Origin of the sequence: Aeromonas sp. s13, assembly GCF_040907905.1 — a bacterium.
GTDB classification, from domain to species: Bacteria; Pseudomonadota; Gammaproteobacteria; order Enterobacterales; family Aeromonadaceae; genus Aeromonas; species Aeromonas veronii.
Genome location: NZ_JBFOCS010000077.1, coordinates 35114 through 52645, shown reverse-complemented (window position 1 = coordinate 52645; position 17532 = coordinate 35114). Strand labels below are relative to the sequence as shown.

Below are 17532 nucleotides of genomic sequence, written 5' to 3'. Positions count from 1 at the left end.
GGTTACTCCTCCCGTGATGGGGACTGCCCGGCTTCGTGGCGTTTCTGCTGGCGACCGAGTTCACGCACCGTCATCAGACTCACCCCTACCAGCACCCCGAGGGCGCCACCGATAAGGCCGGTCGCGGTGGGCGAGGTATAGCCCCCCTCCTGGATCTTCACATCCGGTTTATCCACCCTCGGAGTCGGGTTCTCTACCTTGGCAAGCTGGAAGATCCCCTTGCTAAAACCGACCCCCTGCTCGTTGCAGCCATAACAGGGGTGACCGATGCCGACCGGCCAGATGCCGCCGCCCACATCGCAGAACTCCAGAGTTGAACAGTTGCCATAGGTCTCCGGCCCTTTGCAGCCCAGATGGTAGAGACACCAACCCTGACGGTGACCCTCATCACCAAACTCCTTGGCAAAACGCCCTGCGTCAAAGTGCGGACGGCGCTCGCAGTTCTCGTGGATCAGCCGCTCATAGGCAAACAGCGGACGCTTCTTGCTATCCAGCGCCGGCAGCTTGCCGTAGGTGATGTAGTAGGCAACCGTGGTGAGGAAGTTGTGGGGATTGGGCGGGCATCCCGGGATATTGATGATCGGGGTGCCGATATTGCCGAGCGCCTCTTCCAGGCTGACCGCGCCGGTCGGGTTGCCGCCGCTGGCAGGCACACCGCCCCAGGCAGCACAGGAGCCGATGGCGATCACCGCAGCCGCGTCGGCGGCAGCACGGCGAATATGGTCGACGATAGGCTCACCGGCCACCATGCAGTAGACGCCACCATCTTTGAGCGGAATGGAGCCATCCACTACCAGCACATACTTGCCTTTATAGCGCTTGATGGCGTTGTGCTTGTTCTCTTCCGCCTGATGACCAAAGGCCGCCGAGAGTACCTCGTGGTACTCCAGCGAAATGGTGTTGAGGATCAGGTTCTCGATGGTGGGGTGGGTGGCGCGCAGCAGCGATTCGGTACAACCGGTGCACTCCTGCGCCCCAATCCAGATCACCGGCGGCCGTTCGGGGCTGGTGAGCGCAGTGGCCATCTTGGCGACGGCATGCTGACTTAATCCCAGGGTTGCGGCCATCCCGGCACACAATTTCATAAAATCACGGCGATTAATCCCATGAGCCGATAAAAAATTATCCTCGACCATTCTACTTATTCCCGTAGTGAGCACTTGTTTGATAAATGCTTAATAGCGGAAATGCTAAGGACTCACCCACCCTGCAGTATTGATCTCTATCAATTTCGACCGGCTTACCCCTATTTTCATAGCGAGCCACATCACAAATGAAATTAATTACCCCCTAAGAGATATTTAGCGATACCGTAAATTTTATGAACTTAATTGGATATTAAATAATTAATCACCGCATATCCTCTCTTTCACTGTGAGCCAAATTAACATGATTGAAATCTTGGCTATACCGCTCATTTCACAATACTGATGCCCACCAATAAATGATCCGTTGAATATATCTTTACTCATCTCATTGCATATTTCATGCAGTCATCCACGGGACAACCTCCTGACTTGCCTCCCCACACCAGAACTGTCTCACGGCCAGCTGCCACCGGTAGCAAGCACGGCCTGCACGGCACGATTTACCTGCATGTAGCTTGGTTTCAGTTTGCATTTTACCTGCGCTTCAGTGCGACACGTTCTACTGCGAGCCCACACAGCACAACCCCGCTTGGCCTCCCTGCCGTTTAACACCGCTTAATGAAAAGGTGCCGCAGAGGTATGCATATCAATACGCTCCCCCCCACTCTTTATTGTCTTGGATGCTGGTGAGTAAAATATCGCACTCACGGATATGTTTACGCATCATCGTGAATCTGCATTCAAATTAATGGAGAGAGAAAAGGCAAGGTGGAAGGCTGCCTGCAACATAGTGATCATATTTAACTCGCGATGCATTCGCTCATCCGGTTACAGATGTTACCGCACGTATTCACACTATTTACCTTCACGTCACCCTGCGTAATTAACCAGAGCGTAAATATCCATCTCTATCGATATAGATGATAATTGTTCTTGTTCAATGGCAACCCTAAAAAATGAGTTGGGATGACGATGAACATGATAAACGATAAGGGTGTTAACCATCACCCAAGCAGTGGTGCCAGCAACTGCAGCGCCTTATCGAACTCGAACTCGTTGACCGCCCGGCTCACCTCTTGAAATGCAGCACGCAGCGGCAATGCACTGCCAGCCAGATCAGCCTCAATCTGCTGACAAAGCGCCAACGCCTGGGCATCGCTCTGTGCCAGCAAGGCCCCCAACTGCTGGAGTTGCGCCGCCAGCATCCCAGCATCGATGCCTCGGCAAGCGCCCATCGTCACAGGGGACACTGCCAGCGTGGTTTCCAGGCCAGACAGCAGGGGCGTCAATTCTGCCATCAGAGATGGCAAGAGGGTTGCGCCCCTCACGTAATCCCCCTCTTCACAAGCTTGCTCGAGCAGCGCCGCCTGCTCCGCCACACCGGTCGCCCCTATGGTGCTGGCACTGCCTTTGAGGGTGTGAGCCAGACGCCGGGCCGTGACCTTGTCATCCGATGCGCACGCCGATTGGAAACTGGCTGCAAACCCCTGCTGCCCGCTACAGAAGCGCTGCAACATATTGCGGTAGAGCGCACTGTCGCCCCCCATCACGGCCATGCCCCGCAGCACGTCAAGGCCGGGCACGCCTTGCCAAAGGGTCGCATCGTCAGTCACCTGCAACTTGCTGGCGGCAGCCAGAGGTCTGGCGGGTGTGATCCAGTGCGAGAGGGTCGTCAGCAACAGCGGCATATTCAAGGGTTTGGCGATGTGGTCATTCATGCCTGCCGCCAGCGCCTTCTCTTTATCCCCGGCCATGGTGCTGGCGGTCATGGCGATAATGGGGATCCGGGCCAGCGCCGGATCGGCGCGGATCAACCGGGTCGCGGTGTACCCGTCCATCACCGGCATCTGGCAATCCATCAGGATACCGTCAAACCCGCGATCTTGCGCCAGCAGGGCGAGCGCCTGTGCCCCATCGCAAGCACAGACCAGGGAGATCTGCTCCTTGCCCAGCAGGGCCAGCGCCACCTCCCGGTTCATGTCGTTATCATCCACCAACAGCAGACGAGCCCCCGCCAGCCCATGAGCGGGCAGCGCAACCTGATGATGGGGGCTTGCATCCGATAACGCCTCTCGTCCCACGGCATCGCCCCCCTGCGCCTTACACAATGCCTGACACAGTGCCTGCGGGGTAAACGGATGTGCCAGCACATCACACGGCGCCAACCCCAGCGCAGCAACATGGCTGGCAAGCCGTGCGGGATCGCCCGAGGTGATCAGCGAGATCGCGGGCGGTGTTGCCAGTGTGGCAAGCTCCTGCAGCACCTCTGACAACCAGCCATCCCCCTCCTGCCAGCCCAGCAGCAATCGATCACAGGGTTTGCCCGCCGCGATGCCTTGATGCAGCAGTTCCAGCACCGCGGCGGGAGCATTCGCACAAACAAGCTCAACGGGCTGCGCCGCCAGCTGGTGGATAATGGCTACACGCGAAGCTGGGTGAGGTTCCAGCAACAGCAAACGCTGCGGCGCAAGCGGCATGGCCACACGTTGCTCTTTCTCATTACCCTGATCCGCCACGCTGGCGAGACAGATACGGAAGTGGAACTCGCTGCCCTGCCCCGGGTTACTCTCCACCCGGCTCTCCCCGTCCATCAGTTGCACCAGATTGTGCGTGATGGCCAAACCGAGACCGGTGCCACCATATTTACGGGTGGTCGAGCTGTCAGCCTGTTCAAAGGAGTGGAAGAGACGCTGGCACTGCTCGGCCGTCATGCCGATGCCGCTATCCTGCACACAACCCTGCAGCCAGATCTTGCCATCTCGCTCGTTACTGCGTGCCAGCCGGACTATCACCTCTCCCTGCTCGGTGAACTTGATGGCATTGCTGGTCAGGTTGAGCAGGATCTGGCCAAGCCGCAGGGGATCGCCGCACAAACGGTCAGGCAGATCAGCGGCCAGATCGAACAGCAGCGCCAGCCCCTTTTCCCGCGCCCGAAACGCCGTAAGATCCGCCAGCCACTCGAACACCTCGTTGAGCTGGAAATCCACCTTCTCCAGTTGCAGCTTGCCCGCCTCCATCTTGGAGAAGTCAAGGATGTCGTTGAGGATCCCGAGCAGGTTGTTCGCCGCTCTGTCTATCTTGCTCACATAGTTGTGCTGCTCGGGGGAGAGGTTGGTTTGCAGCGCCAGATGGGCCATGCCGATGATGGCATTCATTGGCGTGCGGATCTCATGGCTCATGTTGGCCAAAAATTCGCTCTTGGTTCGGGTGGCATCTTCGGCGATCTGCCTAGCTTCTAGCATGGCGGCCTCAGCCTGCTTGCGGTCGCTGAAATCGAAGATGATCCCGTCCAGATAGATGGCCTTACCCTCGGCATCATAGGTGGCGAGTCCGATGGAGTAGACCCAGCGGAGCTGACCCCAGCGATCGAAGATGCGGTACTCATTGATGTATTGCCGATGTTCGGCAATGGCATCGATGGTGTTGCGGTTGCTCAGTTCGAGGTCATCAGGATGGATCAAGTCACCAAAATCGCGGCTGTTATCGACAAAATCGCTGGCGGGATAGCCGGTTAATTTTTCCGCCTCGTCGCTGACGAACAACATGGTCCAGGGATGATGAGGCAAGCAGCGATAGACCATACCCGGTACGTTGCGCACCATGGACTGGATCCGCTGCTCGCTCTCGTGCAGCCGCTGACGATCTGCCGCTATCAGGTCATGGGCCTCCCGCATGGCCTGCTCGGCGGCACGGATCGGGGTGATGTCGACCAGGCTGCCGACCGCACCGCTTCGCTCGCTCTCGGCAAGCTCGATCCCCGAGAGAAAATAGAGCATGTCCAGAGGACGGCCATCCGGCGAAAACAGGCGCACCTCATGCTGCGTTCTGGCCTGGCTGCCAGCCACCCTCAACAAGGTGTTGTCCTCATCCGCCGAGTCCAACCCGGCAAGTTGGGGCAACTCCGCCAACCGCTTGCCCTCGAGCGGGTGGGCACCACCAAATGAGCTGGTAAAGGCGCGATTTACCCCCAGCAGGCGACCCTGATTATCGGTATAGAAGAGAGGATGTGGCAGGGTATCGATCAATGCCTGCTGGAAGGCAAACTGTTCGTTGCGCTCGCGGATACTGCGGCGACGCAACATCCGCCCCTGCCAGAGCAGGGCCGAGCTCAGACATATCAACAGGGCTGTGCCGAACAAGGCCACTCGCCGCCATCCTGACACGGCCTGTTCCACATTGCCCAACAGCAGCAGCGTCCACTGCCCTTTGGCATCGTGCCACTCGATTGGCATGCGGCTCACCAGATAGTTATCTTTCCCTATCCTGACCTCACTGCCATCGAGTGCAGGCAGGATCACCGGTTTGCGATCCGGGGCAAAGTAGTGTCCATAGAGTCGAGAAGCAAAGAGCTGCTGTTGCCTGACGGCAGAGTTCGGTCCCACCACCGCCATTTGCCAATCGCTCTTGTTGCTGGCCATCACCACCCCATCTGGCGAGACCAGCAAACCGATGGTATCGCCCCACCCGGCCAGAAAGGTATCGAGCAGCGCCATCTCGTAACGCGCCACCACCACCCCAGTAATGTCGCTTCCTTGCGCCCGATCGTGAGAGACTGGCGCCGCCACATAGATCATCCGCTTGCCGGTATTGAGGCTAACCCCGGCATCTACCGTTTCCAGCCCCAGGATCCCTTGTCTGAAGTAAGAGCGAAACGACACATCCTGCCCGACGACATGGCGACCAAGCGCATCCCAATCACGGACAATCACCCCGGCTTTATTGGTAACAAAGGCATGATTGGCCTTCACCCCCTGCGCCAACACCTGCAGAGCTTCGCTCGGGCTCAGCTCCCCCCGCTCGAGCAGTGACGATTGCTGGATCTCGCGGTTGAGGCGGCCAGCCAGTTGCACCGCCCCCATCCCCTTGCTTGAGAGGGTCAGTTGCTGCAGATTGTCGCCCTCGCGCTGAATGCGGGTATCCAGCGACTGGCGATACTCCTGCCGCTCCAGCTCCATATAGAAGGCATCGACCAACGTGGCCACTATCAGGGAGAGCAACAGCACGGCAGCAATGTGCCAGAGACGCGATTTCATGGTTGACAGCATACTCCATCGTTCTGCCTGACCATCATCAGCACCGCCTCACAGGAGAAGAAGGGCAATAAAGGCGCTCACCGAGCAGCGCATTCATCAACTTGTGGCAGCCACTCTTATCATCAACCAGCAGCACCATAGGATGAGCCGCGTTCGGGGCAAGATGTTCCATATTTCGTGATTCTCCCTGCCAAGATGGAGGATGGCGACCCCTGCCAACCTTTCTCACACCATAACGGATCCCCCGACAGGCAGCCATGACAACCCGGTTGAAATGTGCGCACAACCCGACAGGAGCCAGCAACTCACAAGGGATAAATCGGATACAAGAAAAAAGTGGATATGGGGTAATGGCGGTTGTACACCATCAGAAGATGGGTCAGCACCAACGGTATGATGATATCGGATTGCTCTCTTTATCACGTTGGGTGATGAGCCAGCTTGCAGATTTATATTTCCAGCGCAAGGTAGCAGAGGTATCGGTTGACCAGGGTCATGCACCCTATATTATCATGCTCAAAATGAGCTGGCAGGATACAGCGACAGATGGGCACATCAGATAGCCATATGGACATAGCAAAAATAATTTCCGGGCCCACGCTGGTACTGGAAAAAGATAATGTGCACAGCGATGCGCTATGCAATCAGTTACGAGCCATTGGCATAAGCCAGATTACGGTGGTGGAGAGTGTCGAGGCGCTGGAACGTTGCGTGGCTGATGGCCCTGCCGCCATGATCATCTGCAATATCGATCTCGATTCGGCAAACTTGCTCACGCTGCTGAAAAATATTCGCAGTAGGGCACCTCATCACACACTGCCATTTTTGACCCTGACCTCAGGGACAGATCGCCCATTGATCGAACAATTTGTCCAGGCGAAAGTCTCTGACATTATCTTGACCCCGCTCAAGCCCGATACCCTTAAAACCAGGATCACTCGGCTGCTGTTGGCAACCAGCCAGTCGCAGCCCCCACTTTCACAATTTGAATTCGGTCGTTTGCACCGTTTTTCCAACAGCGATCTGGTCGCCAGCAATCAGGATAGTCCAACCATTCTGGTGGTTGACGATGTTCCAGATAATTTGATGCTGATCACCTCGGTATTTCGCAAAGAGTTTCATCTCAAGTTGGTCAAGGATGGCGAAAAAGCGATCAGGATCTGCCAATCGGATAATCCACCCGATCTGGTGCTGCTCGATATCATGATGCCCAACCTGAACGGATTCGATGTCGCCAGAATTTTGCGTGAACATCCCCACTCAGAGCACATCCCCATCGTATTTATGACGGCACTGGATGATATCTATTCCCGTAAACGGGCGATGAAACTGGGGGCCGTCGATTTTATCACCAAGCCGATCGACATCGAGATGCTGCGTTTTCGCATTGCCAATCTGATGCGGCTGGTGCATGCCAGAAGAGATCTGCAAAAAGAGTTCGATCAGATGCTTGAGCTCAATGCGCTCAAAGAGAGCCTCGAGTTCAATATCCGCTATGAAATTCGGGAGCCCCTGCTCAACGCGCTACACCAGCTGGAAGAGCTGGCGGCCGACTCATCGCTCAACATGCTCCAAAAAACCCAGCTATCCATCACCAGAAAATCTGTAGGCGATGCACTGGCATTGACCCGGCTGGCCAGCGAGATTTACCAGATTGAAACCGGCACCTTTGTTTTGAAAGCGGGTAAAGTCCAGCTCTTTAATATTTTCAACCGGCTTTCGGTGCAATTCAAAAATCTCTATGCCGTGAAAAAGCTCGATATCAAGCTGACCAAACCCAAAAATCACCTCTATGACGAGCTATTCATCGCAGGTGACGAATTTCTCTGTTATTCCGCGTTTCAAATATTGACACGGCTCGCTTGTGAGCATGCGGCGCCCTCCTCCTGCGTGGATATTGTCTGTCTGAAATACCCCGACAGCATTATTTTAAATATTGATAGCTCGACCTTGCTGGATATCAACAATGTCCTCTCTCTGTTCGACAGATTCCCATCCTCTAATAACAACAAAGAAGCACACAGTCACAATGGCTATCATGGCAAAATCATGCTGGAAGCCCATGGCGCCACCGTTACTGTGTCGCTGGATGAAGAAACCAGGCTGCTGAATATCTCGGCGCACTTCCCGCAAAAAGAGGGTTTCAATCCATATCCAGAGTGAAAAGAATCACGATCCCAGAACTCTGCGGTAACATCGCCGTGGATCATTTTTGGCTACTGCGATGGGTGAATAAAAAAAAGGATTTATCACCCCTTTCCATTTATCGTCATCTGGTGGTTTACGCAACGGGGTCTCTTTAATGCAAGCAGCAAGGGCGAACACCATGAAGCCACCCATTATCCTGTTGGGTTATCTCATTTATACCCCACTCAACAAACCCATCCATTTAAGGAGATAACATGAGTCTCATTCGCCGCGTTATCCCCTTGTATGTTCATATTGCCCATCTGTTTCTGGGTTTATTGCTGGTGTTTGCCTTGATCACTCTTGGTCACCAATATCGGCAAACCAAAACCATGCTGATGAAAGAGGCAGAAGAGAGATTCAGCCTGATTGGCCAAATCACCACTCAGGCTTTAGAAGGACTGTTCAGCACCTCAGCTTTAAGCGTCAATCTGCTCGCCCAACAGCGCCTGACCGAAGCCAAGACCCTGTCAGAGCGAATGGCCAGCCTTCCCTACATGACAACCCTGCTCAAAGGACAACCTTCTGCCAACGCGGTGTATGCCGGTTACAACAACGGCGATCTATTCTGGCTCATGCGCTGGCCTGCCGACACCGAGGTACAACACCTAACGCCGCCCGCCAATACCCGCTGGATCGTTAAGAGCATCCGGCATCAAGAGGCAACCACTCTTACGGAGACCTTCGCGCTGGCCGACAATCTCACCATCATTGAACGGCAAGAGGAATCAGGGCAATTTTTTGATCCAATAGAGCATCCATGGTTTATTCAGGCCAAGCAGAGTGGACAGCTTGTGCAATCCCCTCTCTATATCTCGCACGATACTCAGGAGATGTACCTGAGTTTTGCCGAACCAATGCAAAATGGGGCTGGCGTCATAGGGATGAGCCTGAACCTCCGAGCTATCGAGCGCCTGCTCAAATCCGCCAAGATAACCCCCAATATGCGTCTAGCCATCGTCAATGAGCAGGGCGAGCTAATGACAAGTCATAAAGGTGGGATGGTGATTCATGAACATGGCGCTTATCGACTTGCAAGAGTGACCGAAGCCGACCTGCCTATGATCCAACACTTGATGAATGCCAGTCAGAATCAGAAGGCAGATAGTCTTTCCTTTAAATCAGAGGGCAATGATTGGCAAGGAATGCGTATCACTTTACCGGAAGCCGATGGGTCAAAATTAACCCTCTGGATTGCAGCACCTGTCGATGAGTTGCTGGCCACCGCCTTCACCATTCGCAATCAGACCTTCCTTCTGTCGGGCATCTTCCTGATCTTTGCCCTGTTCGCGGCCATCAAGCTGGCCAGAACCGCCGCCAGGCCCCTTGATGACCTGACTCAAGAAGCAGGAAAAATCGCCCACTTCGACTTCAACGACCCGGTCAGGGTCAACTCCTATATTGCTGAAATCATCGATCTCTCCCAGGCCATGGGCGACATGAAATCGACCATCCAGCGCTTTTTGCAGCTTTCCACCTCCCTCTCCAGCGAGACCAGTTTCCCCCGCTTGCTGGTGCGGCTGCTCACCGAAATGCAGCAACTGACCGGTGCAACAGGCTGCATGCTCTACCTCTCCGATAGCGGCAACAAGACACTGGATCTGGCAGGGTTATGCTGGAATGGCGAGGTGCAGGAGCAAACGCCGATCCACAGTATCGGAACCCTCAATCAGCCAAAACATCCACTGTTCCAGAGCTTGCAAGGGGTAGAACTGGAACCCGTTGCATTGGTCACCAGCGAATTGCAGATCCTGTTTCCCTACATCGAGGAGAGCGACACACCACTGACCTTCTGGCCGATTGCCCTGAAAAACCGTGATGGCCAACTGCTCGGCACCCTGGTGTTTCTGATCGATGAACGGAAGAAGTCACTGACCCCGCAGCGGATGGCATTTGTCAACGCGCTCTCTTCCACCGCCGCTGTGGCACTCACCACCCAGCGACTGCTGGAGGAGCAGCGCAATCTGCTGGAAGCCTTTATCCAGCTCATCGCAGGGGCCATCGATGCCAAGAGCCCCTATACCGGTGGCCACTGTCAACGAGTCCCCGAACTGACCAAGATGCTGGCAGAATCGGCATGTGAGGCCAAGGAGGGCCCCTTCCAACACTTCTCGCTCGATGAAAAACAGTGGGAAGCAATACATATCGCGGCTTGGCTGCACGACTGCGGCAAAGTCACCACTCCGGAGTTTGTGGTCGACAAGGCCACCAAGCTGGAAACCCTGTGCGATCGCATTCACGAGGTCAGGATGCGCTTTGAAGTGCTGAAACGGGATGCCGAGATTGCCTACTGGCAGGCACGTCTCCATGGGGGTGATGAGGACACGTTACAGGCCACGCTGCAACAGCAGTGGCAACAGCTGGATGAGGAGTTTGCCTTTATCGCCCGTTGCAACGAAGGGGGCGAATTTATGGCCACAGAGGATATTGCAAGGCTGCAGCAGATCGCGGGCCGCACCTGGCAGCGCACGCTCTCCGATCGGATTGGGATCTCTCAGGATGAACTGGCGCGCAAACAGCGGGCCGCGGAGTCACCGCTGCCGGTCACCGAACCCTTGTTGGCCGATCGCCCGGATCACCTCTTCACCCGCAGCAACCGCGACCGCCTTGCCCCTGACAACCCTTGGGGATTTCAGGTCAACACCCCTGAATACCTCTATAACCGCGGCGAGCTCTACAACCTCGCCATCCGCCGGGGCACCCTCACAGATGAGGAGCGCTACAAGATCAACGAGCACATGATCCAGACCATCATCATGCTCGAAAAACTCCCCTTCCCCGCCAACCTGAAACAGGTGCCGGAAATCGCAGGGGGACACCATGAGAAGATGGATGGCACCGGTTATCCCAAGCGGCTGAAACGGGACGAGATGAGCATCCCTGCCCGGATGATGGCCATCGCCGATATCTTCGAGGCGCTGACCGCCGGCGATCGCCCCTACAAGAAAGCCAAATCTCTTTCGGAGGCCATCCGCATCATGGGATTCATGCAACAGGATCACCATATCGACCCCGAGCTGTTTGCGCTCTTTCTCCGCTCTGGCGTCTACCTGCGCTATGCCAAGCGTTACATGAGCCCGGAGCTCATTGACGAGGTGGATATCAGCCCCTATCTCGCCAGCCATTGATCGCCGCGAGGCACTCTGGGTTACCTGATGCCTGCAGTCTGGGGATCTGCATGCAGACCCGCCGTCTTGTCACCGGTGGTCACCCCGATGCGTAATAGAGATGGGGAGGATATGCACCGGACAGCCATGCTAATCCTCTCCATGGCACCTTGTTCTGACTGACCTTACGGACACTTGCCAATAACGATAATCGAACAAAAAAACGATAAAAATCAAGATAGATAGCCAATTAAAATGACATAGTTGACTATAGTTCAATCGAACGTTTGAAAAACGTGACCACTTCACATGGGCCCAGCGCAATGACCACTGAACGGGAACAGTTGATCCGCTCACTGTTTGATGAGTACATCGAGATGTATTCATCACGGGATGATCGGCTCACCACGCGGTTTAGCGACAATTTCAGCGGTTTTGCCGGCAGCAGTGATGTTCTGGTTACCGATAAAGATGAGTGGATCCGGATAACCCGCCGCGATTTTGCCCAGATCCCGGGCAGGATCCGCCTGGAAATACTCGATGTGACCCTGCAAGATCTGGCCGCGGATGTGGTGGCTGTCACCGCCTTCTTTCATATCCATCTACCGAAATCAGAACCTATCCTCTCCCGCAGAACCGCCAGACTGGTATTGATTTTTCGACACGAAGCCATGGCGTGGAAAATTGCTCACAGCAGTATCTCCATCCCTTACAGTGCGGCTCGGGAAAGCGAAATTTACCCGATGACCAGTCTGGAGGAGCGCCAACATGAGCTGGAGCTCATTATCGAGCTCAGAACCAAGGAGCTGGCGGAAGCGAACCGGAAACTGGAAGCGCTCAGCAATACCGACGGGCTTACCAACATTGGTAACCGCCGTCTGTTCGACAACTCATTGGACCTGGCCTGGGAGCACTGTATTCAGACAGAGATGCCGATTGCGCTCATCATGCTCGACATCGATCATTTCAAGCAGTTCAACGACCTCTATGGCCACGTTGCCGGTGACGAGTGCCTCCGATTGCTGGCCCATACCCTGGCGCAATCCGGACGCCGCTCGGGGGAGTTGGTGGCCCGCTACGGCGGAGAGGAGTTTGTCATCCTGCTGCCACATGTCGAGCGTCAATCCGCCTATGAAATTGCCCAACATATCCAGCGGCTGATTTTTGCACTCGCGCAGCCACACGCACAAAATGCCACCGGTCTGGTGACCGTTAGCATGGGTGTTGCTTGCCTCAGACCATCGAGTCACTGGCAGCCATCTGAACTGGTCAAACTGGCTGATGCTGCGCTCTACACCGCCAAATCATCCGGCCGTAACTGCATCAGAGTGGCGGAGTCACGACATTGATAGTCCGGTAGTTATTTACCCTGTAATAAAAAGCCATCAAGGATATAACATTGATCGAATTTTCGCTCACTGATGGCACCATTGGTATGCCCCAAGATCGCCGCAACATACCGTAGCGGTACACCATGATCCTTGAACGCGGTTGGGCGTTGTTTCCCAAATCAACCATCAAGCCACACCTGCCCCAGCCCCAAGTGACCGCTACACTCGAGGCTTTCTGACAGGTAGGCCAAGGGTATTCCGTTTGTTTATGGCACTTACATATGCCATGACTTCTCCCACTTGGCCGTTGTAGTTACGCAGACTGATTTTCCCCGCCAGCAACTGCTTGAACCGATACATTGCCGTCTCTGCCAGCGAGCGACGGTGATACCCCGATATAACATCGACTTATCTTTTCTATGTGACTTGCTGTCTTAGGAAAGCTACTTTACCACACGAACAATTGGAAAAAGAAAAGACGCCCTAAGGCGTTAATGCCAGTCAGTCAAGCACCTTTATGATTAAATATTCAAGATGTTGAATATCAAAAGTAGCTCCATGATTAAAGAGTCAATTTGGCTCCAACCCTTGCCCTGACTGGCATGCAATAAAAAGAGGGAGGCATCATGCCTCCCTCACTCGTTAGCCCTTATACCCCGCGGGTTGGGACTCAAATTCTCTTAACTGACTTGCATTATCCTAAGGCGTCTTTCTTATTTCCAGGATTTGGAGCAAACCGGTTAGGAGATTTCCCCTCCCCGCCTTGCCCCGCAACGCAATCAGATCGGGGTGATGGAGGTGATATGGGCCGAGCCATCCAGAGACTGGAAGATCTGCACCACGGCTTCGCCATGGATCGGCTGGGCGAGCGGCACAGTGCTCTTGCACTTGAAGCGGTAGTTGGTACCAGCCACCACCTGGGTGGAGACTTCAAAGGGGGTGTACTGTACCCCGACAAATCCTTTCATCGCCTGGTTGAACACTGCCTGATCTTCGGCGGTCAGCTTGTGATATGCGGTCCATCCACCCACCAACACTGCTTGTTCTGACATATCAAACTCTCCGTGCTCTATGACCCCGACTCGTTTGGCCGTTCGGGCTGCGCCACGTTGATTCAAGTGGTTTCCGGTCTCCACCGGGGTGTCATCACTGCCGGTTGGCGCGATAACGATGGGCCCATTTGCGCAGCTATCTGCAACTGGATCAGCCCTCCCCCCAGCCACAAGCCGCTGTTGACAGCGGGCTCAATTGGCATGAGAGAGCCTAGTGCGGGATGGCAAAAATGCCCCTGTCACATATGACAGGGGCAAGGTGGCGAAAAAGCTGCTCGAAAAAAGAAGATATGTTGCGCAAACGATTGAGAAAAGAAAAGACGCCTCAAGGGCGTCTTTTTTGCATTTTTATGCTCGAAGGGCTGAAGGGCGCGAGCCGCTTATTCCCATTCGATGGTTGCGGGCGGCTTGCCGGAGACGTCGTACACCACGCGGGAGATACCGTTGATCTCGTTGATGATGCGATTCGATACGTGACCGAGGAAGTCGTACGGCAGGTGAGCCCAGTGGGCGGTCATAAAGTCGATGGTTTCGACGGCGCGCAGGGCAATGACCCAGTCATATTTGCGACCATCACCCATCACGCCAACGGAGCGCACCGGCAGGAACACGGCGAACGCCTGGCTGACCTGGTTGTAGAGGTCGGCTTTGCGCAGCTCTTCGATAAAGACCGCATCGGCGCGGCGCAAGATATCGCAGTACTCTTTCTTCACTTCACCAAGGACGCGCACGCCCAGACCCGGGCCCGGGAACGGGTGACGGTAGAGCATGTCGTAGGGCAGACCCAGCTCGAGGCCAACGCGGCGCACTTCGTCTTTGAACAGCTCGCGCAGCGGCTCGACCAGACCCATCTTCATCTCTTCCGGCAGGCCGCCGACGTTGTGGTGAGACTTGATGACGTGGGCCTTGCCGGTCTTGCTGGCAGCAGATTCGATAACATCCGGATAGATGGTGCCTTGCGCCAGCCACTTGGCGTTTTTCAGCTTTTTCGCTTCATCATCAAACACTTCGACGAAGACGCGGCCGATGATCTTGCGCTTGGCTTCCGGCTCGTCAACACCGGCCAGGGCAGAGAGGAAGCGCTCTTCCGCTTCAACCTTGATGATGTTCAGACCAAAGTGGTCACCAAACATCTCCATCACCTGCTCGCCTTCGTTCAGGCGCAGCAGACCGTTGTCCACGAAGACGCAGGTCAGGCGATCACCGATGGCGCGGTGCACCAGCATGGCGACCACGGAGGAGTCGACACCGCCGGAGAGGCCGAGGATCACTTCATCGTCACCCACCTGCTCGCGGATGCGGGCAACGGCGTCGTCGATGATGGTGGCCGGGGTCCAGAGGCATTCGCAGCCGCAGATGTCTTTGACGAAGTGCTCCAGCATGCGGGCACCCTGACGGGTGTGGGTCACTTCCGGGTGGAACTGCACGCCATAGAAGCGCTTGGCTTCGTTGGCCATGGCCGCGTGCGGGCAGGTCGGGGTCTGGGCGATGGTGGTGAAGTCGGCCGGAATGGTGGTGACCTTGTCACCGTGGCTCATCCAGACATCCAGCAGGGCATTGCCGTTGTCGGCGATGGCATCTTCGATATTGCGCAAGAGGGCGCTGCTCTTGCCAGCTTCGCCCAGCACTTCCACCTTGGCATAACCGAATTCACGCTCGGTGGAGGATTGCACCTTGCCACCCAGCTGCTCGGCCATGGTCTGCATGCCGTAGCAGATACCGAACACAGGGACACCGGCGTTGAACACATACTCGGGGGCGCGCGGGCTGCCCGCTTCGGTGACGGACTCGGGGCCGCCGGAGAGGATGATGCCGCTCGGATTGAATTCGCGGATCTGCTCTTCGGTTACGTCCCAGGCCCACAGTTCGCAGTAAACGCCGATTTCGCGCACGCGGCGGGCGATCAGTTGGGTGTACTGGGAACCGAAGTCGAGGATAAGGATACGGTGCTGGTGAATGTCTTTAGTCATTTTATTCCTGCATCAGGCTGATGTTGTCACAAAGGGCACGGGATAAAAAAAGGGTGGAAAAACGGGGCGCAGGGCCCCGTTTTATCAGCCCATCCGATAGTTGGGGGCTTCTTTGGTAATGGTCACATCGTGGACGTGGGACTCTTTCATCCCGGCGCCGGAGATGCGCACGAACTCTGCCTTGGTGCGCATGTCGTCGATGGTGGCGCTGCCGGTCAGGCCCATGGAGGAGCGCAGGCCGCCCATCTGCTGGTGGATGATCTCTTTGAGGCGCCCCTTGTACGGCACGCGACCTTCGATGCCTTCCGGCACCAGCTTGTCGGCGGCATTGTCGGTCTGGAAGTAGCGGTCGCTGGAGCCTTTGGACATGGCGCCCAGAGAACCCATACCACGGTAGGATTTGAAGGAGCGACCCTGATAGAGCTCGATCTCGCCCGGCGCTTCTTCAGTACCGGCGAACATGGAACCTACCATGACGCAGCTGGCGCCCGCGGCAATGGCCTTGGCGATGTCGCCGGAGAAGCGGATACCGCCGTCGGCAATCACCGGAATACCGGTGCCTTCCAGCGCGTCAACGGCGTCGGAGATGGCAGTGATCTGGGGCACGCCCACGCCGGTCACGATACGGGTAGTACAGATGGAGCCCGGGCCGATACCGACCTTGACGGCGTTGACACCGGCAGCAGCCAGCGCTTTGGCGCCCGCGGCGGTCGCCACATTGCCACCGATGATCTGCAGATCCGGATAGGCGTCGCGAGTAGCCTTGATGCGATCCAGCACGCCCTGGGAATGGCCGTGGGAGGAGTCGATCAGCAGCACGTCAACACCGGCTTCTACCAGCGCAGCGACGCGCTCTTCGTTGCCAGCACCGGCACCGACCGCAGCACCGACCCGTAGACGACCCTTGTCATCTTTACAGGCGTGGGGCTTGCGCTCGGCTTTCTGGAAATCTTTAACGGTGATCATGCCCTTGAGTTTGAAGTCGGCGTTCACCACCAGCACTTTTTCGATACGGTGCTTTTGCATCAGGGCAACCACCTCTTCGCGAGGGGCCCCTTCACGCACGGTGACCAGACGATCTTTCTGAGTCATGATCTGTTCAACGGTCTGGGAGAGGTCAATCACGAAGCGCACGTCACGGCCGGTGATGATACCGACCAGCTGATTGCCGTCAGTCACCACGGGGTAACCGGCGAAGCCGTTCTTGTGGCTCAGCTCCTTGATTTGGGCGATGGTCATGTCAGGGCGCACGGTGACGGGGTCAGTGACCACGCCGCTCTCGTACTTCTTGACCTTGCGCACTTCGGCAGCCTGCTGCTCGATGGACATGTTCTTGTGGATAAAGCCGATACCGCCTTCCTGGGCCAGTGCGATAGCCAGACGGGCTTCGGTCACTGTGTCCATGGCAGCGGAGATCATCGGGATGTTCAAGCTGATGGCGGAGGTCAGCTTGGTACGCAGATCGGCAGTATTGGGAAGAACTTCGGAGTGGGCGGGAACCAACAGTACATCGTCGAAGGTTAACGCTTCTTTGGCAATCCTGAGCATGGCAATATCTCACCGTTGAGGAAGTGGGGGTGTAAAATATTGCCGACGAAGTTTACTCACGCATTGGTCACTGGTAAAGAAGTTTTTTGAATTTTTTATGGCATAGCCCTCTTTTAGGCGGCCAAAACGCCAAAAAACCAAGATTATCAGTACGAAAAGCGCCATTTCGGGGCAAAAGAGTTGGCTAGCCGGTGATTTATGCAAAACCGGTAGGTG

8 protein-coding genes and 1 pseudogene are annotated in these 17532 nt (G+C 55.8%); 3 read left to right on the top strand and 6 right to left on the bottom strand.

Features of this window, described 5'->3' with window-relative positions:
• Window positions 1-2: 2 nt before the first annotated feature.
• Window positions 3-1136 (bottom strand): hydrogenase 2 small subunit, encoded by a 1134-nt coding sequence (gene hybO / locus AB5Y82_RS17040; RefSeq protein ID WP_005333367.1) that lies wholly within the window; start codon window positions 1134-1136, stop codon window positions 3-5.
• A gap of 956 nt (window positions 1137-2092) precedes the next feature.
• Entirely contained in the window at window positions 2093-6121 is a 4029-nt protein-coding gene (locus AB5Y82_RS17035; protein ID WP_368174278.1) for an ATP-binding protein, read from the bottom strand.
• 546 nt (window positions 6122-6667) lie between these two features.
• Here AB5Y82_RS17035 and AB5Y82_RS17030 point away from each other — a divergent pair.
• The 3 genes from AB5Y82_RS17030 to AB5Y82_RS17020 all read left to right on the top strand — a co-directional run bounded on the left by AB5Y82_RS17030 (window position 6668) and on the right by AB5Y82_RS17020 (window position 12764).
• Window positions 6668-8284 carry a response regulator gene (locus tag AB5Y82_RS17030; RefSeq protein ID WP_111900007.1) on the top strand — a complete coding sequence of 539 codons (1617 nt, stop codon included), beginning with the start codon at window positions 6668-6670 and terminating at the stop codon, window positions 8282-8284.
• Between the two features lie 239 nt (window positions 8285-8523).
• Complete coding sequence (locus AB5Y82_RS17025; protein WP_201902446.1) at window positions 8524-11436, top strand: HD domain-containing phosphohydrolase; 2913 nt, start codon at window positions 8524-8526, stop codon at window positions 11434-11436.
• A 302-nt stretch (window positions 11437-11738) separates the two neighbouring features.
• Window positions 11739-12764: a diguanylate cyclase gene (locus AB5Y82_RS17020; protein ID WP_111900009.1), complete on the top strand. Its 1026-nt coding sequence runs from the start codon at window positions 11739-11741 to the stop codon at window positions 12762-12764.
• Window positions 12765-12965: 201 nt separating this feature from the next.
• On the opposite strand, the pseudogene AB5Y82_RS17015 reads toward AB5Y82_RS17020, so the two are convergent.
• The 4 genes and pseudogenes from AB5Y82_RS17015 to guaB form a co-directional block, all read right to left on the bottom strand.
• A pseudogene (locus AB5Y82_RS17015) lies at window positions 12966-13145 on the bottom strand (IS5/IS1182 family transposase); the annotation flags it as partial.
• Between the two features lie 380 nt (window positions 13146-13525).
• The gene (locus tag AB5Y82_RS17010) at window positions 13526-13798 is read right to left on the bottom strand and encodes a hypothetical protein (protein ID WP_033115211.1); all 273 of its coding nucleotides are present in this window, start codon (window positions 13796-13798) and stop codon (window positions 13526-13528) included.
• 380 nt (window positions 13799-14178) lie between these two features.
• Window positions 14179-15768 carry a glutamine-hydrolyzing GMP synthase gene (guaA, locus tag AB5Y82_RS17005; protein WP_040066364.1) on the bottom strand — a complete coding sequence of 530 codons (1590 nt, stop codon included), beginning with the start codon at window positions 15766-15768 and terminating at the stop codon, window positions 14179-14181.
• A gap of 84 nt (window positions 15769-15852) precedes the next feature.
• Window positions 15853-17316 (bottom strand): IMP dehydrogenase, encoded by a 1464-nt coding sequence (gene guaB, locus AB5Y82_RS17000; protein ID WP_005360033.1) that lies wholly within the window; start codon window positions 17314-17316, stop codon window positions 15853-15855.
• Between the last annotated feature and the right edge of the window lie 216 nt (window positions 17317-17532).